This window comes from Streptomyces achromogenes subsp. achromogenes, assembly GCF_000720835.1.
GTDB classification, from domain to species: Bacteria; Actinomycetota; Actinomycetes; order Streptomycetales; family Streptomycetaceae; genus Streptomyces; species Streptomyces achromogenes.
Genome location: NZ_JODT01000003.1, coordinates 131,336 through 151,457 on the forward strand (window position 1 = coordinate 131,336; position 20,122 = coordinate 151,457).

19 protein-coding genes and 1 pseudogene are annotated in these 20,122 nt (G+C 74.4%); 10 read left to right on the plus strand and 10 right to left on the minus strand.

Annotated elements, in window-relative coordinates; all coding sequences use genetic code 11:
* The first annotated feature begins 224 nt into the window (after nucleotides 1–224).
* Entirely contained in the window at nucleotides 225–1,118 is an 894-nt protein-coding gene (locus tag IH25_RS0104100; protein ID WP_030602978.1) for a polysaccharide pyruvyl transferase family protein, read from the plus strand.
* Between the two features lie 102 nt (nucleotides 1,119–1,220).
* The gene (locus tag IH25_RS0104105) at nucleotides 1,221–1,784 is read left to right on the plus strand and encodes a hemerythrin domain-containing protein (RefSeq protein ID WP_030602982.1); all 564 of its coding nucleotides are present in this window, start codon (nucleotides 1,221–1,223) and stop codon (nucleotides 1,782–1,784) included.
* A gap of 110 nt (nucleotides 1,785–1,894) precedes the next feature.
* On the opposite strand, the gene IH25_RS0104110 is transcribed toward IH25_RS0104105, so the two are convergent.
* Nucleotides 1,895–2,401, minus strand: coding sequence for a DUF3040 domain-containing protein (locus IH25_RS0104110; RefSeq protein ID WP_245172685.1), 507 nt, complete (start codon nucleotides 2,399–2,401; stop codon nucleotides 1,895–1,897).
* 237 nt (nucleotides 2,402–2,638) lie between these two features.
* Here IH25_RS0104110 and dhaK point away from each other — a divergent pair, with 237 nt between their 5' ends.
* The 3 genes from dhaK to IH25_RS0104125 all read left to right on the plus strand — a co-directional run bounded on the left by dhaK (nucleotide 2,639) and on the right by IH25_RS0104125 (nucleotide 4,710).
* Nucleotides 2,639–3,631: a dihydroxyacetone kinase subunit DhaK gene (dhaK, locus tag IH25_RS0104115; RefSeq protein WP_030602987.1), complete on the plus strand. Its 993-nt coding sequence runs from the start codon at nucleotides 2,639–2,641 to the stop codon at nucleotides 3,629–3,631.
* A gap of 67 nt (nucleotides 3,632–3,698) precedes the next feature.
* Complete coding sequence (gene dhaL / locus IH25_RS0104120; RefSeq protein WP_030602989.1) at nucleotides 3,699–4,307, plus strand: dihydroxyacetone kinase subunit DhaL; 609 nt, start codon at nucleotides 3,699–3,701, stop codon at nucleotides 4,305–4,307.
* The gene (locus IH25_RS0104125) at nucleotides 4,300–4,710 is read left to right on the plus strand and encodes a PTS-dependent dihydroxyacetone kinase phosphotransferase subunit DhaM (protein ID WP_030602992.1); all 411 of its coding nucleotides are present in this window, start codon (nucleotides 4,300–4,302) and stop codon (nucleotides 4,708–4,710) included. Before dhaL ends, IH25_RS0104125 begins: the two co-directional genes overlap by 8 nt.
* Nucleotides 4,711–5,181: 471 nt before the next feature.
* Here the strand turns inward: IH25_RS0104125 and IH25_RS0104130 are convergent, their stop codons facing one another.
* Nucleotides 5,182–6,033, minus strand: a complete 852-nt coding sequence (locus IH25_RS0104130; RefSeq protein ID WP_030602995.1) for a glycoside hydrolase family 75 protein — start codon at nucleotides 6,031–6,033, stop codon at nucleotides 5,182–5,184.
* Nucleotides 6,034–6,488: 455 nt separating this feature from the next.
* Here IH25_RS0104130 and IH25_RS0104135 point away from each other — a divergent pair, with 455 nt between their 5' ends.
* A complete protein-coding gene (locus tag IH25_RS0104135) occupies nucleotides 6,489–7,460 on the plus strand; it encodes a fibronectin type III domain-containing protein (protein ID WP_030602998.1) in 972 nt (323 codons plus the stop codon).
* Nucleotides 7,461–7,621: 161 nt separating this feature from the next.
* On the plus strand, nucleotides 7,622–8,212 hold the full coding sequence (locus tag IH25_RS0104140) for a hypothetical protein (protein ID WP_030603002.1): 591 nt from the start codon (nucleotides 7,622–7,624) through the stop codon (nucleotides 8,210–8,212).
* On the opposite strand, the gene IH25_RS0104145 is transcribed toward IH25_RS0104140, so the two are convergent.
* Both IH25_RS0104145 and IH25_RS0104150 read right to left on the minus strand, forming a co-directional pair.
* A complete protein-coding gene (locus tag IH25_RS0104145) occupies nucleotides 8,209–8,763 on the minus strand; it encodes a PadR family transcriptional regulator (protein ID WP_030603005.1) in 555 nt (184 codons plus the stop codon). The genes IH25_RS0104140 and IH25_RS0104145 overlap by 4 nt on opposite strands.
* Nucleotides 8,764–8,794: 31 nt before the next feature.
* Nucleotides 8,795–10,810, minus strand: a complete 2,016-nt coding sequence (locus IH25_RS0104150) for an NADPH-dependent 2,4-dienoyl-CoA reductase (protein ID WP_030603009.1) — start codon at nucleotides 10,808–10,810, stop codon at nucleotides 8,795–8,797.
* A gap of 146 nt (nucleotides 10,811–10,956) precedes the next feature.
* Here IH25_RS0104150 and IH25_RS0104155 point away from each other — a divergent pair, with 146 nt between their 5' ends.
* On the plus strand, nucleotides 10,957–11,349 hold the full coding sequence (locus tag IH25_RS0104155) for a tautomerase family protein (protein WP_030603012.1): 393 nt from the start codon (nucleotides 10,957–10,959) through the stop codon (nucleotides 11,347–11,349).
* A 25-nt stretch (nucleotides 11,350–11,374) separates the two neighbouring features.
* Here the strand turns inward: IH25_RS0104155 and IH25_RS0104160 are convergent, their stop codons facing one another.
* Nucleotides 11,375–11,746: a hypothetical protein gene (locus IH25_RS0104160; RefSeq protein ID WP_030603015.1), complete on the minus strand. Its 372-nt coding sequence runs from the start codon at nucleotides 11,744–11,746 to the stop codon at nucleotides 11,375–11,377.
* Nucleotides 11,747–11,840: 94 nt separating this feature from the next.
* The gene (locus tag IH25_RS0104165; RefSeq protein WP_030603019.1) at nucleotides 11,841–12,722 is read right to left on the minus strand and encodes a hypothetical protein; all 882 of its coding nucleotides are present in this window, start codon (nucleotides 12,720–12,722) and stop codon (nucleotides 11,841–11,843) included.
* Between the two features lie 316 nt (nucleotides 12,723–13,038).
* Here IH25_RS0104165 and IH25_RS0104170 point away from each other — a divergent pair, with 316 nt between their 5' ends.
* Entirely contained in the window at nucleotides 13,039–15,117 is a 2,079-nt protein-coding gene (locus IH25_RS0104170; protein WP_030603022.1) for a SpoIIE family protein phosphatase, read from the plus strand.
* A gap of 17 nt (nucleotides 15,118–15,134) precedes the next feature.
* On the opposite strand, the gene IH25_RS0104175 is transcribed toward IH25_RS0104170, so the two are convergent.
* Together IH25_RS0104175 and IH25_RS0104180 are read right to left on the minus strand one after the other, a co-directional pair.
* Nucleotides 15,135–15,947 carry a putative protein N(5)-glutamine methyltransferase gene (locus tag IH25_RS0104175; RefSeq protein ID WP_030603026.1) on the minus strand — a complete coding sequence of 271 codons (813 nt, stop codon included), beginning with the start codon at nucleotides 15,945–15,947 and terminating at the stop codon, nucleotides 15,135–15,137.
* 203 nt (nucleotides 15,948–16,150) lie between these two features.
* Nucleotides 16,151–17,263, minus strand: coding sequence for an ABC-2 transporter permease (locus IH25_RS0104180; RefSeq protein WP_030603029.1), 1,113 nt, complete (start codon nucleotides 17,261–17,263; stop codon nucleotides 16,151–16,153).
* 85 nt (nucleotides 17,264–17,348) lie between these two features.
* On the opposite strand from IH25_RS0104180, the gene IH25_RS0104185 reads away from it, so the two are divergent.
* Nucleotides 17,349–17,789 carry a MarR family winged helix-turn-helix transcriptional regulator gene (locus tag IH25_RS0104185; RefSeq protein WP_030603031.1) on the plus strand — a complete coding sequence of 147 codons (441 nt, stop codon included), beginning with the start codon at nucleotides 17,349–17,351 and terminating at the stop codon, nucleotides 17,787–17,789.
* A gap of 60 nt (nucleotides 17,790–17,849) precedes the next feature.
* Here the strand turns inward: IH25_RS0104185 and IH25_RS37370 are convergent.
* Both IH25_RS37370 and IH25_RS0104195 read right to left on the minus strand, forming a co-directional pair.
* A pseudogene (locus IH25_RS37370) lies at nucleotides 17,850–18,852 on the minus strand (aminotransferase class III-fold pyridoxal phosphate-dependent enzyme).
* 405 nt (nucleotides 18,853–19,257) lie between these two features.
* Nucleotides 19,258–20,022 (minus strand): GNAT family N-acetyltransferase, encoded by a 765-nt coding sequence (locus IH25_RS0104195; RefSeq protein ID WP_030603034.1) that lies wholly within the window; start codon nucleotides 20,020–20,022, stop codon nucleotides 19,258–19,260.
* Nucleotides 20,023–20,122 lie beyond the last annotated feature (100 nt).

Genomic DNA, 20,122 nt, shown 5'->3' on the forward strand with positions numbered 1-20,122 from the left:
GCGCGCCGCGTCACCGGGCCCGGCGTCACCGGTCCGTCGGGGAGGAAGAGGACAGGGCCCGGGTCCCGGAGAGGTCCGGGACCGCCCTGCGGGGCCGCCACTGGCTGGACGGCACTGGCAGCTGGGTTCCCCTGCCAGTTGGATTCACGCGTTGGACTCTTATTCTCCGGAACCACGGGTACTCGCGCGACTCAGACGCCCCCGTTACCACGGTGGAGACCCCCATGCACCACGACGTCCCGGCAGCCGTGCTGCACACCCTGCGCGGGCCGGGCCGGCCCCCGAAGAAGCTGCTGCTCACCGGCTGGTTCAGTTTCCGGGACGGGGAGGCGACGGCCGGGGACGTGCTCGCCCAGCGGCACATGTCGGCGGCGCTGACCGGGGCGGGCATCCCTCACGACACGGCGTGGAGCCCCGGGTTCCGGCCCGGGGCGCTCTCCCTGGAGACGGCCGACCCGGACGCCTACGACACCCTGCTGTTCGTGTGCGGGCCGGTGTACGGCCCCCAATTCGCCGCGCTGCATGCAAGGTTCAGGTCCTGCACACGACTGGCGGCCGGGGTCTCGGTGGTCGATCCGGCGGACCCGGCGGCCACCGGTTTCCATACGATCGTCGCCCGGGACGGCACCGCGGCCCCGGCCCGCCGGGACCTCGCGGCACACGCCCCGGTGGACCCGCTGCCGCCGGTGGTCGCGGTGGTGCTCTCCTCGGGGCAGGGCGAGTACGGCGCGCGCCGGCGGCACGCGGAGGTCAACGGCACGATCACCGGCTGGCTGGCCGGCCAGGACTGCGCGCGGGTGCCGGCCGAGACCCGGCTGGCCGTGGACGACTGGCGGCTGTGCGCCACCGCCGAGCAGTTCCTCGCCCTCGTCGCCCGCTGCGACCTGGTGGTCACCACCCGGCTGCACGGTCTGGTGCTGGCGCTGCGGACCGGCACCCCGGTGATCGCGGTCGATCCGGTGGCGGGCGGGGCCAAGGTCACGGCGCAGGCGCGCGCGGTGGGCTGGCCGGCGCTGGTGGCGGCGGACGCGCTGTCCCCGTCGCTGCTGGACCACTGGTGGGCGTGGGCGCTGTCCGGGGCGGGCCTGACGGCCGCCGCCCGTCACTCGATCCGCTGACCGCGCGCGGCGGTCCGTGTAACGCGCGGTACCCGGGGCACTCGGCACGGCGACGGCACGGCCCCTCCCGGGCCGCCGCGTCTCACGCAGGAGGTAACGACCATGGGTCACGGCGGGAACGTTATCCAGGAGCTGACCACCGACCACCGTGAGGTGGAGGAGATCTTCGGCCGTTTCGAGGCGCTGCCGCCCGGCTCGCCGGAGCGCAAGGACCTGTGCGACCAGGCCACGATCGAGCTGGTCCGGCACTCGGTCGCCGAGGAGGCCTACCTCTACCCGGCGGTGCGCGAGCACGTGGCGGGCGGTGACGCGCTGGCGGACAAGGAACTCGAGGACCACGCCGAGGCCGAGCAGATCATGAAGGACCTGGAGGGCTGCCGGGCGGACGATCCTGAATTGGACAGGCTGATGACGCGGCTGATGAGCGAGATCCGCTCCCATGTGACCGACGAGGAGCAGAACCTGTTCCCGCGGCTGGAGGCGGCCTGTCCCCCGGACGCGCTGATGGAGCTCGGCGACAAGGTCCGCCGGGCCAAGCGGATGGCACCGACCCGCCCGCATCCCTCGGCCCCGGACACTCCCCCGGCCAACAAGCTGCTGGCACCGGGAGCGGGCCTGGTGGACCGGCTGCGGGACGCGCTGTCGGGGCGGGGCAAGGAGAGCTGACGCCCGCCCGGGGTACCCCGGTCCGGCCCGACACCCGACGCGCCGCCCGGCCCTCGTGGCCCGGGCGGCGCGTGTCATGTGATGACCGTGAGGCTACGAGGGCACGGGGTTCACAGCCACGGCGTGGGCCGGGGGCGGCGGTGGGGCCGCCGGAGGCGCGGGCGGGTGGCCCGGCACAGCAGCCGGAACGCCTGGATGAGGGTGAACGGCCACAGCAGCGCGAAGCACCACAGCAGCGCGGGGTCCGAGGTGCGGATGCCCATGACGGCGACGAACACCGACGCGACCGCCAGCAGCAGCACCGCCACCGGCAGCCACAGGCCGTACCGCGCGTCGCCCATCCGGCGGGCGAACCGCCGGTCCTGCCTGAGGCCCGCCTCGATCCGCGCCAGCGCCAGCCGCTCGCGCGCGGACAGTCTCACCCCGTCGTGCTCCCACATCTTCCACTCGTCCACGGCGACGGCACCTCCTCGGTCGGCGGCCTGCGGGGCTCCGTGCCACCGGGTTCCCCGGACGCGGCGGCCGATGCGGTGCCGGAGGCCGGGAGAGGCGTACGACCGCCGGACGATCTCCTCGGTGGCGCTCCCGGCCTCTTCGGCGGCGCTTCCGGCGACCAACCGGCCGGGCTGGGCGGGGCAGTTGGTGCCGGCGCGGTCCGGGGGGCCCGGTAGAGTGCTGTTCCCCTTGGTCGACGGTTCGCTACGGAACGTAAAGCCGGGCGATCACACGTGACCTGGGCTGCCGCAGGGCGGATACTGCCCGTAGACGGGACGAACGGCTGTCTCCACCGGGTGACCGTCGGCACCTGACGCCCCGTCACGGCAGTCTAGGGCCAGGTTCGCGAGGAGACACCTATGAGGATGCTGATCAACGTACCGGAGACGGTCGTGGCGGACGCGTTGCGCGGTCTGGCGGCGGCGCATCCCGAACTGAACGTGGACGTGGACAAGCGCGTGATCGTCCGCCGGGACGCCCCCGTGCCCGGACAGGTCGCGCTGGTGTCGGGCGGCGGCTCCGGGCACGAGCCGCTGCACGGCGGCTTCGTCGGCCCGGGCATGCTCTCCGCCGCCTGCCCCGGAGAGGTCTTCACCTCGCCGGTGCCGGACCAGATGGCGCGGGCCGCGGCGGCCGTGGACAGCGGCGCGGGGGTGCTGTTCATCGTGAAGAACTACACCGGTGACGTGCTGAACTTCGACATGGCGGCCGAGCTGGCCGAGGACGAGGGCATCCAGGTCGGCAAGGTGCTCGTCAACGACGACGTGGCGGTCACCGACAGCCTCTACACGGCCGGGCGGCGGGGTACGGGCGGGACGCTGTTCGTGGAGAAGATCGCGGGCGCCGCCGCGGCCGAGGGGCAGCCGCTGGAGCGCGTGGAGGCCATCGGCCGCCGGGTCAACGACAACTCCCGCAGCTTCGGCGTGGCCCTCAGCGCCTGTACGACCCCGGCGAAGGGCAGTCCCACGTTCGATCTGCCGGACGGCGAGCTGGAGTTGGGCATCGGCATCCACGGGGAGCCGGGCCGGGAGCGGCGGCCGATGATGACCTCCGGGGAGATCGCCGACTTCGCGGTCGACGTCATCCTGGAGGACATGCCGCCGCGCTCTCCCGTCCTGGTGCTGGTCAACGGCATGGGCGCGACCCCGCTGCTGGAGCTGTACGGCTTCAACGCCGAGGTGCAGCGGGTGCTGCGCGAACGCGGTGTCGCCGTGGCCCGCACCCTGGTCGGCAACTACGTCACCTCCCTGGACATGGCGGGCGTCTCGGTGACGCTGTGCCAGGTGGACGAGGAACTGCTGCGGCTGTGGGACGCGCCGGTGAAGACCCCGGCCCTGCGCTGGGGCATGTGAGCGCGCGATGTGCCCGCACCACCATTCCGGCCGCGTGGTCAACGGCCCTGTCACGCAAGGAGTTCCAGTGCTCGACGCCGATTTCTTCCGCCGTTGGCTGACGACGGCAACCGCGTCCGTCGGCCGGGAGGCCGAGCGGCTCACCGCCCTCGACTCGGCCATCGGGGACGCCGACCACGGCAGCAATCTGCAGCGCGGGTTCACGGCCGTGGCGACGGCCCTGGAGAAGGAGACACCGGACACCCCGGGCGGTGTCCTGATACTCGCCGGACGGCAGTTGATCTCGACGGTCGGGGGTGCGTCCGGGCCGTTGTACGGCACCCTGCTGCGCCGGACGGGCAAGGCGCTCGGCGATGCCGCCGAGGTCGGCGAGGAGGAGCTGGCGGCGGCGCTGCGCGCGGGCGTGGAAGCGGTGATGACGCTCGGCGGGGCCGCACCCGGCGACAAGACCATGATCGACGCCCTGGTGCCGGCCGTGGACGCGCTCGGCACGGGCTTCGCCGCCGCCCGGGCCGCGGCGGAGGAGGGCGCGGCGGCCACCATACCGTTGCGGGCCCGCAAGGGCCGGGCGAGTTACCTGGGCGAGCGCAGCGTCGGTCACCAGGACCCGGGGGCGACCTCGTCGGCGCTGCTGATCGCCGCGCTGGCCGAGACGGCGGAGGCGGACGGTGAGTGAGGGCGGCCCGGTCGGGATCGTACTGGTGTCGCACAGCGCCCAGGTGGCCGCGGCCGTCGCCGAGCTCGCGAAGGGCCTGGCGGGCGGGGCGGCCGAGGTACCGGTGGCCCCGGCGGGCGGCACCGAGGGCGGCGGGATCGGCACCAGCGCCGAGCTGATCTCCGCGGCGGCGGCCTCGGTGGACCGGGGGGCCGGGGTGGCGGTGCTCACCGACCTGGGCAGCGCGGTACTGACGGTGAAGGCGCTGCTCGCCGAGGGCGACGAACTCCCGGAGGGCACCCGCCTGGTGGACGCGCCGTTCGTCGAGGGCGCGGTGGCCGCGGTCGTCACCGCCGCCGCGGGAGCCGACCTGGACGCGGTGGAGGCCGCGGCGGCGGAGGCGTACAGCTACCGGAAGGTGTGAGAACGCCCGGTAGGGAACCGCCGGGGCCGGAAGGAACCGCCGCAACCGGAAGGAACCGCCGGGACCGGAACGGACGCCGGTCCCGGCCGGGGTGTCGGGGCCCGGCGGGGGTGTCGGGGTCCGGCCGGGGTGAGGACCGTGGGGCGGCGGGACCGGCGGGACACCGGTCGCCGTAAGGCGGAGACCGGCAGCGACGACGACCGCCGGAAGGCCGGCACCGGCGAAGCCGGCGGGCCTGGCGGCGGAGCCGGTCACCACAGCACGGGGGCCGGCACGAGCGACAGCCGTCGGAAAACGGTGCCCGGCAGGGACGACCGTCGCCGGAAGGCCGGCACCGGCAAACCGACGGAGCCCGGCAGCGACGACGGTCACCGAAAGCGCGGGAACCGGCACGAGCGACGGTCACCGCAGAGCGAGGCCCGCCAAGGCAGCGGGCCCGCGCTCTCGTGCGGAGGCTTCCGTGCGCGGCGGTCAGCGGCGTGCGAGGAAGCGCCGGGCCAGCCGCTCCCCCTCGGCCACCGCCGCCGCGCGGTCCTCCGCGGCGCTGATCCGGGAGTCGCGGAAGACGATGTAGGTCACGCCGGAGGACACCCCGCCGGAGCGCGGGTCGGGCGGGATGCCGAGGGCGCGCGCGGTGGCGTACGAGGCCTCGCCGATGAGGTCGCGCGGGCCGGTGTCGCCGACCACGGCGTACCGCACCCGGTCCCCGTAGACGACGGCGGCGACCGAGCCTCCGCGCACCCCGAAGGCCCGGTGGTCCCAGCGGCGGCTGGGCGCCGGGAGGACGATGTAGGGCAGGGTCTCGGCGTTCAGCCGGCGGCCGTCGGACCCCAGGACCGCGGTGGCGGCGGCGAACACCGGGTCGGTACGGCGGTTGCAGCGGGCGGTGGGGCGCCCGTCGCAGTCGATGTCCAGGTCGGCCTTCCAGAAGACGGCGTCGCGGGTGCCGCAGACGGGAATGGTCGCGGGGCGGCCCGCGTCGGTGCGGTACCGGCCCCGGGAGACCCGGGTGCACCTGTCGGCCCGGGCGAGGAGGCGGGCGGCGGTGACCGGGTCCTCGGCGCGGCGCGTCCGCTCGGCACGGCCCGCCGTCCCGGCCCGGCCCGGATCCTCGGCACGGCCGGCTCCCCGGCTGGGAGCCGCGTGCCCGCCACGGGCGGCACCGGCCATGCCCCCGTCAGGGGCCGCGCTCCCCTCACGGACCGCGTTCGCGTCACGGGCCGCGACCCGTTCGGCGGGCGGGACGGCGGTGGCCGGCGCGGGCAGTGCCGGAGCGATCAGGGCGGCGCCGGCCGCGGCCAGCGTCAGCGACGGGACACGCACGATGGGGGAACCTCTCGTCGGGGACAGGGCGGACGTCCGGCCCGTTGTGCCACGGCCCCGGACGCCGACCCCACTGTGCTGTGGCCTCGGGTCCTCGGCCACGGGGTGCGCCGCGAAGGGGCTGGATGGAGCACGCCGCTGACACTCCGTCAGGGGACAGTCCCGCTGTGTCTGCCGGGGGCGGCGAAGGGGACACCAGGGGCCGGGGATCCGGAGCGGGGACCGTCCCGGATCCCCGGCCACCCGCGCCGGCGCGGGATCGGCGACGACAGCGTTCCCGCGCCACGGGCGTGAACTTGCCTGTTCTCGGAGGCAGTTCAGCCGTAGGGAGCCTCAGCATACGTAACCGAGGGGGAGGGTCACCAACACGGCCCCCTTGCCGCGTTCACACCGGCCGGTCCACTATTGGTCCGGACCTTTACGTGATGCCTAGGCCGTCCGGGGAGGGCAGTGCCGTGCGACGCGTTCCCTTTCCGCTCGCGCTGGTCTGCGGGGCCGTGCTACTGGCCGGCTCCTGCGGCTGGAACCGGGCGGACGACGGCGACGGCCGGGTCCCCGGCGCCCCCGTCGGGGTCACCGCCGCCGCGGGCAGCGCCACGAGCGTGCACGTGATGTGGAACGCGGCCCCCGCCGACGCCGGGGTCCGCACCTACGAGGTATATCGGGACACCACCAAAGTGGCCGACGTACCGGGCGCGCAGCACATGGTGGACGTCACCAGGCTGAGGCCGTCCACCCTGTACGCCTTCACCGTGCGGGCCCGGGACGGCGCGGGCCGGCTGGGTCCGCCGAGCCGGGCGGTCCGGGCGCGGACGCCGGCCGTGACGGCGGCGGACCACTCGGCACCGGCCCGCCCGGGGACGACCACCGGGCGGGCCGTGGGCAGCCGTGCCGTCCAGCTGACCTGGGGCGCCTCCCGGGACGACCGGGGCGTGTCGTCGTACGACGTCTACCAGGGCGCCGTGAAGATCCACAGCGTCGGCGGGAACCAGACCGCCACCGTCCTCACGGGTCTGCGCCCCGGCACCCGCTACGTCTTCACGGTGCGCGCCCGGGACGCGGCCGACAACCTCTCCCCCGCCGGCCCGCCGGTGCGCCTGACCACGCCGGGCGGCGACGACGGCAAGGCCACCGCGCCGACCGGCTTCACCGCCGCCACCCACCGCGCCGACGGCGCCTACTACATCGACCTCGCCTGGGACCCGCCGCGCGTGGACGGTGTGATCACCGAGTACCAGATCGGCCTGGACGGCGCCCCGGCCACCTCGCTGGTCTGGGGCGGCACTCCCCCGCGCGGCCGGGCACACCACAGCTTCTACGCGGGCGCCGCCGCCGGGGAGGAACACCGGGTGCGGCTGCGGGCCCGGCTGCCCGACGGCACCTGGGGCGGCTGGTCGGCGGAGCGGACGGTGACCACGGGCGGCTGAGGGCACACCCGGCCGGGCGCGGGCCGCCGTCACCTGATCGGGCCGCTCCGGGTGCGGCCGTGCCCGGCGGGGCGTTGGCTGCGGTTGAGGCAGCACGGGCGCTTCCCGACCCCCGGCGGCGCATGGGACGTACCGCCGACCGTGCCGCCGGAGGCCCGTCCATGGACAACTCGCGACTCCTGCTCCGCTCCGGCCTGACCCTGGCGGCCGCCGCCGCGCTCCCGGCCGCGCTCGCCGGGCCGACCGCCGCGGTGTCGGGCATCTCGGTCAGCACCATCGGCTCCACGGTCTCGGTGGTCACCAGCGCGTGCACCCAGGTCAACGGCAGCTGGGGCACGGCGGCCCTGCTCACCAGCCGTCAGGCCAACTTCTCCCAGGGCCGGCAGGTGGCCCTGTCCGGCACGTCGGTCAGCCAGTCCGCGGCCTGGACGGGGGTGAGCCCGGGCACCTACACCGTGGTCGTGCTCTGTTCCAGTGGCACCACCGCGGGCAGCCAGTCGGTGATCGTCTCCGGGGCCGCCGTCCCGGCCCGGCCGACGGCCGTCCCGACCCGGCCGACGCCCGTCCCGACCCGGCCGACGATCTCGGCGACCACCGGCCCGGCCCCGTCCCGGGGCGTGATGGGCGGCCTCGGCGGCGCCGCCCGCGACTACGGCACGCTGACCCTCGGCGCCGGCGCGGCCCTGGTCGGCGCCGGAGTCGTCGCCACCGGCTGGATCCTGCGCCGCCGCTCCCGGCCGTACCGGCTCTAAGGGCCCTCGGTCGTCTCCGGTAGTTCGGCGAACTCCGCCAGGGCGTGGGTGAGCCACTGGGTCCAGAAGGTCTCCAGGTCGATCCCGGCCCGCAGGACCAGGTGGCGCAGCCGGTCCTGCGGGGTGTCCCGGCCGGGCGGGAAGTCGCGCTCCTCGATCTGCCGGTACTCGGCCAGCTGCCGCCGGTGCAGCTCCAGGTGGCGGCGCAGATCGGCCTTAAGGCCCGCGGTGCCGACGACGGCCGCCGCGCGCAGCCGCAGCAGCAGCACGTCCCGCTGCGGCTTGGGGTCCTGCGCGGCGGCGGTCCAGCGGGCCAGTTCGGCCCGGCCCGCGGGCAGCACCTCGTAGCTCTTCTTCTGCCCGCGGGCCGGCTGCTCGGCCGGCAGCGCGCGGATGAGCCCCTCGGCCTCCAGTCTGCCCAGCTCGCGATAGATCTGCTGGTGCGTCGCGGACCAGAAGTAGCCGATCGACTTGTCGAACCGGCGGGTCAGTTCCAGTCCCGACGACGGCTTTTCCAGCAGGGCGGTGAGGATCGCGTGCGGGAGTGACATGGGCTCATCCTAGGGAGGCGGGCCCCGGCCCCTACAGGGCCGCCGCCAGCTCCGTGCCCTGCTTGATCGCCCGCTTGGCGTCCAGCTCGGCGGCCACGTCGGCACCGCCGATGAGATGGACGCTGCGACCGGCGGCGACCAGCGCCTCGTACAGGTCGCGGCGCGGCTCCTGACCGGTGCACAGCACGACCGTGTCGACCTCCAGCACCGTGCTCTCCTCGCCGACGGTGATGTGCAGGCCGGCGTCGTCGATCCGGTCGTAGCGCACGCCCGGCACCATGGTCACGCCCCGGTGCTTCAGCTCGGTGCGGTGGATCCAGCCGGTGGTCTTGCCGAGGCCGGCGCCGACCTTGCTGGTCTTGCGCTGGAGCAGGTGCACCTGGCGGGGCGGGGCGGGCCGCTCGGGGGCGGTGAGGCCGCCGGGCGCCCGGTAGTCCATGTCGACGCCCCAGTTGCGGAAGTAGGTCCGCGGGTCCTCGCTCGCCTTGTCGCCGCCGTCGGTGAGGTACTCGGCGACGTCGAAGCCGATGCCGCCGGCGCCGAGGACGGCGACGCGGTCGCCGACGGGGGCGCCGCCCTGGAGCACGTCGAGGTAGCCGAGGACGCGGGGGTGGTCGATGCCGGGGATGTCCGGGGTGCGCGGGGTGACGCCGGTGGCGACCACGACCTCGTCGAAGCCGTCCAGGTCGGCGGCCTCCACCCAGGTGTCCAGGCGGACGTCGACGCCGTGCGCGTCGAGCTGGTGACGGAAGTAGCGCAGCGTCTCGTCGAACTCCTGCTTGCCGGGCACCTTGCGGGCGACGTTGAGCTGTCCGCCGATCTCGCCGGCCGCGTCGAACAGGGTGACGGCGTGGCCGCGTTCGGCGGCGGAGACCGCGCAGGCGAGGCCGGCCGGACCGGCGCCGACCACGGCGACGCGCTTCTTCAGCCGGGTCGGGGCGAGGACCAGCTCGGTCTCGTGGCAGGCGCGCGGATTGACCAGGCAGGAGGTGATCTTGCCGCTGAAGGTGTGGTCGAGGCAGGCCTGGTTGCAGCCGATGCAGGTGTTGATGGCCTCGGGGGTGCCGGCGGCGGCCTTGGCGACGAAGTCGGGGTCGGCGAGCATCGGGCGGGCCATGGAGACCATGTCCGCGCAGCCGTCGGCGAGCAGTTCCTCGGCGAGTTCGGGGGTGTTGATGCGGTTGGTGGTGACCAGCGGGACGGACACCTCGCCCATGAGCTTCTTGGTGACCCAGGTGTAGGCGCCGCGCGGCACGGAGGTGGCGATGGTGGGGATGCGGGCCTCGTGCCAGCCGATGCCGGTGTTGATGATCGTCGCTCCGGCGGCCTCCACCGCCTTGCCGAGGGTGATCACCTCCGCCAGCGAGGAGCCGCCCGGGACCAGGTCCAGCATGGACAGCCGGTAGATGACGATGAAGTCCTCGCCGACGGCCTCGCGGACCCGCTTGACGATCTCGACGGGGAAGCGCATCCGGTTCTCGTACGAGCCGCCCCAGCGGTCGGTGCGCCGGTTGGTCGGCGCGGCGGTGAACTCGTTGATCAGGTAGCCCTCGGAGCCCATGATCTCGACGCCGTCGTAGCCGGCCTGCCGGGCGAGGCGCGCGGTGCGGGCGTAGTCGTCGATGGTCCGCTCGATGTCGGCGTCGGTCAGCTCGCGGGGCACGAAGGGGCTGATGGGCGCCTGGAGGGGGCTGGGCGCGACGAGGTCGCGGTGGTAGGCGTACCGGCCGAAGTGCAGGATCTGCAGGGCGATCCGGCCGCCCTCGCGGTGCACGGCCTCGGTGACCACCCGGTGCCGCTCGGCCTCGGCGTCGGTGGTGAGCTTGGCCCCGCCCTCGTAGGGCCGCCCCTCCTCGTTGGGGGCGATGCCGCCGGTGACGATGAGGCCGACGCCGCCGCGCGCGCGGGCCGCGTAGAACGCCGCCATCCGCTCGAAGCCGCGCTCGGCCTCTTCCAGGCCGACGTGCATGGAGCCCATCAGTACGCGGTTGGGCAGGGTGGTGAAGCCCAGGTCGAGCGGGGTCATCAGGTGCGGGTAACGGCTCATCGGGCCCTCCGTGCGCGGTGTCGTCGCCTCTTGTTGTAGAGGAAGCCCGAGGGTTTGTGCAACTAGTTGCACAACCGGTCGCCTGTGTACCTACTAGTATGTACGAGTAGTCGTGACCGATCCGCCGCCCGAAAGGACGCTCCGCCATGCCCTTCGTCCGCATAGACACGCTCGGCTCCGACCCCGCCCGCCTCGACGCGCTCGGCGGGGCCGTCCAGGACGCCCTCGTGGAGACACTGGGGGTGCCGCCGGAGGACCGCTTCCAGGTGCTGACCGGCCACGACGGCGTGGGCAGCACCCTGCGCTACGGCGACTACCCGGGCGTCCCTCGGGACGATGCGGTCGTCTTCGTGGCGATCACCCTGCGGGCCGGCCGCGACGCCGGCCGCAAGCGGGCGCTGTACCGGCGGATCGCCGAGCTGGTGCACGAGCGGACCGGTACCGAGCCGCGCAATGTGCTGGTCACCCTGACCGAGAACGGCGACGCCGACTGGTCCTTCGGGTACGGGCAGGCGCAGTACGCCCCGGCCGGTCGGTAACCGGCCGGGGCGTCGCCGCGGTGACTCAGCGGCTCTCCAGGAGCAGGTGCAGATCCCGCTCCTGGTCGCCGGAGGCCGTACAGGTCTCCTTCACGGTGAACATCGCGTCCAGGGTGGTGCGGAACCGGTCGACGGCCCAGTAGCCGCCCTGGACGTCCGCCTGGACCGGCTGCCCGAGGTGGACCGGCGAGCAGCCGGAGCCCCGGGCTTGGGCGACGTCGTAGGTGCCGAGCCACACCATCGGCCGGGTCTCGTGGAGCTGCTGGGGCTCCTCGTCCGCGCCCCGGTCGGAGGCGAAGCAGGACCTGAGCGCCTCGAAGACGAGACGGGCGTCCTCCTTCGAGCCGCTGATCTCCACCGTGACGGTTTCCGGATGCGACCGCTCCGTGTCTTCCATGATCGCTCCTTTCGTGGCCGCGCTGCGGTGGAACGGGGTACCCCGCCGAACCGCGTCCACCCCCAGGAAAACACCACGCGCCGTCGCGCACACCTCAGCCGCGGGTGAACTTGTACGTCTTGCTGTCCGTCAGCACGCAGAAGCCGGGCGAGACGACGATCACCCGCAGGACGCCGCCGCGGCGGTCGTAGTCGATGCCCTCCGCCTCGAAAGAGCCCTGGCAGGAGCTGCGCAGCGGCAACTGGCGCACCGCCGTGACGTGCCCGGTGACATCGGCGGTCCCGTCCGGCGGGGCGGAGAGGTCGACCTGGAGCAGCGGCTTGGTGAGGCCGAAGAGGCTGCCCTCGGGATCGTCGGAGGAGCACATGAGGGTGGTGGGGCCAGTGAAGTCGCAGCCCTGCACGTCGCGGACGGCGTGGTCCAGGCGGACGGTGGCGACCAGCGGGAGGTCCGCCGAGGGCGAGGTGGCGGGGTTGACGCCCGGGGTCGGGAAGACCAGCAGGCGGGTCATGGTGCCCCACTCGCCGGACAGCATCCACCGGCCGTCGGGCGAGACGGCGGCCCAGGAGTTGTTCAGCGCCTCGCCCGGGCCGAGCGTGTGGACGTACTCCGACCAGGCGCCGCCGGGCGCCTGCACCCGGAACATCTTCGAGTTGCCGGAGTCCCGCTGGTAGGGCTCGATGTAGAAGCCGTCGTAGGAGGCGTCGGGGTCGCCCACGTGGTTCCAGCCGCGGCCGGCCAGGCCGAGCGGAATGGTGCCGACGCCGGTGTAGCGGTTCGGGCTGTTCGCCGGGACCTCCACCGAGGTCAGCCCCTGGCTCTCGGTCAGCGGGTCGGCGCGGTCGGAGCCGGTCTCGGTCCAGGTGCCGGCCGCCGAGGCGGGGGCGGGCGCGGCGAGGGACACGACGGCGGCGGTGACGAGGGTGACGAGTCCGGCGAGGACTGTGTGGCAGCGTAACCGGGCGGACGCGGGCATGGCCGGCTCCTCGGGCGGGTGACGGGACACTCGGACGGCGGACAGTGTGGCGTGGCGTCATGGTCATGTACAGACCAATGACACACCATGGGTGTGAACTCTCACGGCCGGCGTCACCGCGCGGTACGGTCCCGGCGGGAGTCCGGGGCCGCGCGCACCACCGGCGCGACGGCTCCGGCGGACGTCCGCCGCCGTGGTGAGAGATGGTGGAGGGAGAACGGCGACGGCGGCGGAGAGTCGGTGTGAACGCGGTGGAACGAGGGCAGTCGGTACGAGACACGGCGTGCCGTGCGGACGGGCGAAGGCGGTGCGTGGCATGAGTGCGGCCGAGGCTCCGGCCACGGAGAGCGGCGAGCCCGCGCGCGGTCCGGTTCCCCCGGGCGGCCTGCTGGACGTCCTGGGCGTGGCGTCGGTGGTGCTGGACACGGACGGCCGGATCGTGCTGTGGAGCCCGCAGGCGGAGCAACTGTTCGGGTACACCGCCGAGGAGGCCCTCGGCCAGTACGCCGCCCGGCTGATGGTGCACGAGGAGCACAGCCGGCTGGTGGGCAGGCTGTTCGCCGACGTGATGCGCACCGGGCAGAGCTGGGCGGGCGGCTTCCCCGTCCGGCACAAGGACGGCAGCACCCGTCTGGTGGAGTTCCGCAACATGCGGCTGCTGGACGACCGCGGGGACGTCTACGCGCTCGGGCTGGCCGCCGACCAGTCGACCGTGCGGCGGCTGGAACAGGACGTGGCGCTGTCCGAGCGGATGGTGAAGCAGTCCCCGATCGGCTACGCCGTCCTGGACACCGAGCTGCGGTTCGTCTCCGTCAACCCGGCCCTGGAGCAGATCAACGGGATGCCGGCCGCCGAGCACGTGGGCCGGACGCTGCGGGAGGTGGTGCCGCTGCTGAACGTCGGCGACCTGGAGGCCGCGGCCCGGCGGGTGCTGGAGACGGGCGTACCGCTGATCGACGACACGCTGGTCGGCCGCACCCCGGCCGACCCGGACGAGGACCACACCTGGTCGCACTCGCTGTACCGGCTGGAGGACACCCTCGGCCATGTGCTCGGGGTGGCCGTCTCGCTGGTCGACATCACCGAGCAGCACCGCGCCTCGGTGGAGGCGGAGACCGCGCGCCGCCGGCTCGCGGTGATCGCGGACGCCTCGGCCCGGATCGGCACCACGCTGGAGCTGGAGCGCACCGCCTGCGAGCTGGCCGAGGTCGCGGTGCCGGAGCTGGCGGACGTGGCGGCGGTGGACCTGCTGGACGCGGTGGTCGAGGGCCGGCCCAGCGCGCTCGGGCCCTCGGAGTCCGCGGTGATCCGGGCGCTGGCCGTGCGCCCGGCGGAGGGCAGCGACGCGGTCCGGGCCGCCGACCCGCCCGGCCAGATCGCCCGGTACGGACCGGACCGGCTGGTCACCGAGTGCGTGCGCACCGGCGAGGCGGTGCTGGTGCCGCGGGTGAAGGACGAGGACCTGCCGCTGATCGCCCGCTCCGCCGAGGCGGCCGTGCTGCTCGGCCGGGCGGGCCTGCACTCGTACCTCGCGGTGCCGCTGATCGCGCGCGGCGAGGTGCTGGGCGCGCTGGACCTCAAGCGCACCCGCAATCCGGCCCCGTTCGACGAGGACGACGTACTGCTGGCACGGGAGCTGGCGGCCCGCGCGGCCGTGCAGATCGACAACGCGCGCTGGTACCAGAACGCCCGCAACACCGCGCTCACCCTCCAGCGCAGCCTGCTGCCCAGCCATCCGCCGGTCACCACCGCCCTGGAGGTGGCCTCCCGCTACCAGCCGGCCGGGGCCACCAGCGAGGTGGGCGGCGACTGGTTCGACGTCATCCCGCTGGAGGGCGGCAAGACCGCGCTCGTCGTGGGCGATGTGATGGGCAGCGGGGTCAGCGCCGCCGCCACGATGGGCCGGCTGCGCACCGCGACCACCACCCTCGCCGCGCTCGATCTCGATCCGGCCCGGCTGCTGGAGCACCTGGACAAGACGACCTCGGCCCTGGACCACTCCATCGCGACGTGTGTGTACGCCGTCCACGACCCGCATCTGCGCCAGTGCCGGATCGCCAACGCCGGCCATCTGCCGCCGGCCCGGGTGCGGCCCGGCAGCCCGCCGGAGCTGCTCGACCTGCCCACCGGGGTGCCGCTCGGGGTGGGCGGGGTCGGCTTCTCCACCGTCACGGTCGATTTCGAGCCCGGTGACGAGCTGGTGTTCTACACCGACGGGCTGGTGGAGACCCGCTCGGACTCGCTGGACGAGCGGCTGGCCCTGCTGCTGTCGCTGCTGGACGACCCCGCCCGCCCGCTGGAGGAGACCTGCGACCACCTCCTGCGCACGCTGCGCCACCCGGACAACCACGACGACGTGGCGCTGCTCATCGCCCGGGCGCAGGAGCTGGGGTAGCGGGCGGGCCGCCTCGGTTACCGCGCTGCGCCCTCCCCCGCCGGTGCGGGGCGTACGCCGATGACCACGTGCGCGTACAGGTCCTCGTCGACGGCCAGACGGGTCGTCAGGCCCGCGTCGGTGAAGGCCCGTACGGCGGCGGGTGCCTGGCGTTCGCTGGTCTCGGTGAGCAGGCTGCCGCCGGGCGCGAGCCACTCGGGCGCCCCGGCGGCGACCCGGCGCAGCACGTCGAGTCCGTCGGCCCCGCCGTCCAGCGCGATCAGCGGTTCGTGGTCGCGGGCCTCCGCCGGCAGCAGGGCCACCTCGGCGGTGGGGACGTAGGGCACGTTGGCCGTCAGCAGGGCCACCCGGCCGCGCAGGCCGGACGGCAGGGCGTCGTAGAGGTCCCCCTGGTGGGCCCGGCCGCCGACGGGGGCGAGGTTGCGGCGGGCGCAGCGTACGGCGGCCGGGTCGATGTCGGCGGCGTGCACCTCGGCCCCGGGCAGGGCGTGCGCGAGGGCCGCGCCGAGCGCGCCGGAACCGCAGCACAGGTCCACGACGACGGTCGCGTCCGGCGCGGCGGCCAGCGCCTGGCCGGCCAGGAACTCGGTACGGCGGCGGGGGACGAACACCCCGGGTTCCACGGCGATGCGCAGTCCGTGGAACCGGGCCCAGCCGAGGACCTGTTCGAGGGGAAGTCCGGCGGCGCGCCGGTCCACCATGCCGGCCGCCTCCTCGGGGGTGCGGGCGTTGGCGAGGATCAGCTCGGCCTCGTCCTCGGCGAAGACGCACCCGGCGGCACGCAGCGCGCGGACGACGGCGGAGGGGGTCGGGGAGGCGGGTACGGTCATGGGGCGGGAAGCCTTTCGGGAGCGCGAGATCGCAGGGCGCTCCCGCGGTCACCGCTGCCGGTGTACCGCGCCGTCACGAGGAGAGAGCACCCCAGCCGACACAGCGGTAATGGGTCTCACCTCCTCGTCCTCGGGGCCGCGGGTCTCCGCGGCCGGACGGCCACCCTACCCCACGGCCCGACGGGCGTTCCGCCCCGGCGAGTTCAGACGCCGACCGATTCCTCGGCCTCTTCCTCGGCCTCGTCCTCGGCGTGCCGCGCGGCCTCGTCCTTGGCGTGCCGCGGGCCCGTCCGTCCGGCCTCGGGCGCGGCGGACGCGGCGCCGGCCTCCGCGCCGTTTCCGGCGGGGGCGGCTTCCCGGCGGGTGCGGCCCTCGTGCACGGCGGCCACCGCGGTCACCAGGACGCCGGCCAGCAGCCAGAGGACCAGGGTCCACACCGTGCGGCCGAGGCCGTCGTCGCCGAAGTACAGCAGGCTGCGGACGCCCTCGACGAAGCCGGCGCCGTTCCAAAAGGCGTGCAGGGTGCCGAAGAACGCGTTCTGCAGCTCGGGCTGGAACAGGCCGCCGGAACTGGTGAAGTTCAGCATCACGAACAGCACCATCATGGTCAGCGTGGTCCACCGCTTCAGGAAGGTGTGCAGGCCGACGCCGATCAGCAGGATGCCCGCCGAGTACAGCCAGGCCATGCCCCACACGCCCGCGAGGTCGTGGTGGGCGAGGTGGAACACCGGCCCGGCGAGCAGCGCGCCGACGCAGCCGACCACCGCGGAGACACCGACGGCGAGCAGCGCGCGGACGCGCAGCGCGAGGGCGGCACCGGCGGCGCCGATCGCGGCGACCGAGGCGTAGGAGCCGATACTGACGGCGATCATCAGGAAGAACAGGCCCTGCCCGGTGGGGTCGTCGGCGACCGGCCGGGCCACGTCGGTGATCTTCAGCGGCACGCCCTGTCCGGCGGCGACCGGGGTGAAGACCTTCTCGACGGCCATGGCGCCCATGTCGGAGGCGGCGCTCGCCACCAGCAGCTCGGGCGCCTTGGCGCTGGGCACATAGGCGCCGGTGACCTCGCGGGACCGGAGCAGGCCGACGGCGTCGGCGCGGGTGGCCACCGTGCGCACGTCGAGCTTCTCGCCGGCGGTGTCCTTGACCGTCTGCGCGAAGACCTTGGCCTGCGGGGTGGTGCCGACGACGGCGACCGGCAGATGGTGCGGCTCGGGGGTGACGAACGCCCCCATGTAGGCGAGCCCCATGCCCACGCACATCAGCAGCGGGGTGATCAGGTGCGTGAGCACATGGCGCAGTGCCGGTGACCTCATCGCGCGCGACCTCCAAAGGTTGGCTTATACAACTTTCAGTCCAAGTTGTACTATACAACTAGAAACCCCGGAGGAGGTATTTCCCGTGAGCGCAGCGGAGTCGGCCGTCGAGACGATCCAGCGTGAGATGACCATCTTCGCCCGCCGGGCCCGCGCCTCGGCCGGCCGTATGCACCCCGAGCTGTCCCTGGTGTCGTACACCCTGCTCGGCCACTTGGAGGAACGCGACGGCTGCCGGGCGACCGACCTGGCGGCCCACTACGCCCTGGACAAGTCCACGGTGAGCCGGCAGGTGGCGGCGCTGGAGCGGGCCGCGCTGATCGAACGCCGGCTGGACCCGGAGGACCACCGGGTCCAGGTGCTGCACCTGACGGAGGCCGGCCGGGAGATCCTGGCCCAGGTCACCCGCAGCCGCCGGGCGGCCTTCCGGGAACGGCTCGCCGAGTGGCCGGAGGAGGACCTGGTGCGGTTCGCGGCCTACCTGGAGCGGTACAACGCGGGACCGGCGGGCGCGGACGCGGAGTGAGGGGCGTACGCCCGGCGGCGTGCCGTGGCCTCAGCGCACGCCCGGAGACGTCCCGTACCCTCAGCGCGTGCGCGCGGCGCAGGTCCGCCGGCCGCCGACGGCGGAGGTCACGGCCTCCTGGAGCACCGAGAGCCCTTCGGCCAGGTCCTCATCCGTGATGGTCAAGGGCGGCATGACCTTCATCACCTCGTCGTGGGAACCCGCCGTCTCCACGAGCAGTCCGCGGGCGAAGGCCTCGGCAGCGGCCCTCTTGGCCATGCCCGGCTCCCGGAAGGACACCCCCCACACCAGGCCGCGCCCCCGCGCGGCCGCCACATGACCGGTGTGCCGCCGGGCGAGTTCGCCCAGCGACTCCTCGAACAGGCGGTCCCGTGCCGTGGTCCGCTTCTCCGGAGTGCTGTAGCTCCGCGAGGTCGGCGAGCCAGGTCAGGCGGGCCGGGTTCACACCGCCCTCGCCCTGGACGGTCTCCACGACGACGGCGGCCGGCAGGTCCATGCCGCTGCTGCTGTCGGCCAGCATGCCGTCCAGCAGCTGGAGCCCGGACACCCGGCCGCCGGCGAAGCCGTCGTAGGGGATGCGCCAGGTGTGTCCGAGCGGCACACCGGCACCCGCGCGCTTCGCGGCGTTCCCGGTGACGGCCAGCGACCCCAGGGACATGCCGTGGAAGCCCCCGGTGAAGGCGACGACGTTCTGGCGCCCGGTCACCTTGCGAGCCAGTTTGAGCGCGGCCTCCACGCTGTTGGTGCCGGTCGGGCCGGGGAACTGCACCCGGCAGTCGAGGCCGCGGGGTGCGAGCACCCGGGCCGCGAACTCCGTGAGGAAGTCCTCCTTGGCGGCGGTCAGCATGTCCAGGCTGTGGGTGACACCGTCCTGCTCGAGGTAGTCCAGCAGGGCGCGCTTGAGCACGGGGTGGTTGTGCCCGTGGTTCAGGGCGCCGGCACCCGCGAAGAAGTCCAGGTAGGCACGGCCGTCGCGGTCGTACGTCCGGCTGCCGCGGCCGTGGGTGAAGACCACCGGCCAGCTCCGGCAGTAACCGCGGACCGAGCCGGTGATCGAGCGGATCCGCCCGGACGAAGTGGCGACCGAGGACTTCTTCGGACAGCGAGGCGCATCGGCCCAGCGGGGCGCAATCGGCCCTTTACTTCCCGGAGGCGCGGGCGTTTGTCGCCCGCGCCCTGGAGGGAGCGGCGCCGGCAGTTCACTGTGGTGCGCATGTGCCCGACAGCTCATGGCACGCCTCGGGTGCGGCCCCCGCGCCGTCGCCGCCGGAACCTCGGCGCGACCCGCGGTGGCCGCACGGGCCCACCGGGAGCATGCCCCACGGCGCCGGGCCACCGCACTGACGGCCCGGCGCCGGCGACGACGCCAGGCCGGCGTCGGCCACCGCCCCCGACGCGGACACAGCTCCCTGCCTCGGCCACCGGTCACCGGCACCGGTCACCGGCCACCACGAGCGCCGTCGCGGGGCTAGGGAACCGGTACCGCCGCGCGGTCGTCCGGCTGGTCCTGCGGTACCCGTGCCTCCAGGAACACCGTGCGGCGGCGCAGCCGGAAGCCGAGGGACTCGTACAGCCGGATGGCGCCCGTGTTCCCGGCGCTCGTGTGCAGGAACGGCGTCTCCCCGCGCTCCCGGATGCCGTGCGCCACCGCGAGGATCAGCCGGGTGGCCAGGCCCTGGCCGCGGAAGGCGGGATCGGTGCAGACCGCGCTGATCTCGGTCCAGCCCGGCGGGTGCAGCCGCTCCCCCGCCATGGCGACCAGCGCTCCGTCGCGGCGGATGCCGAGGTAGGTGCCGAGTTCCACGGTGCGCGGCAGGAACGGGCCGGGCCGGGTGCGCGCCACCAGGTCCAGCATCTCGGGGACGTCCGCCGGCCCCAGCCGCACGGCCTCGGCATCGGGCGCGGCGGCCAGTCCGTCGTCCACCAGCTGTACGCCCTCCAGCCGGAAGGTGACCTCCCATCCCGCCGGGAGCCGGCCGCGGAAGCCGGGCAGCGGGACCTCGGCGCCGGGGCCGGCCAGCGCGGCCAGGTCCGCCCAGTCCCGCTCGTCCGGGTCGTCGGGCAGCGCGAGCCACGGCGAGACGTCGACGGGGTAGCGCAGCACCCGGCCGCGCCGCTCGGCGAAGTGCGCGTGCGGGCCGGTCAGGGAGGCGAGGGCCGGGTTGTCGAGGAGGTGCGGGACGCCGGCGGCGGTCCGGCCGGGGCCGGCGTCCGGGCTGCTCACGACGCTCATGCGGCCCTCTCGATCACGGTGTCGGACACATACGCCTGGGGCATCCTCGTTTCCTCGCTTCTCTCGGCCGGTCTCTGTGCGGTTCACCGGCCCACCGGGG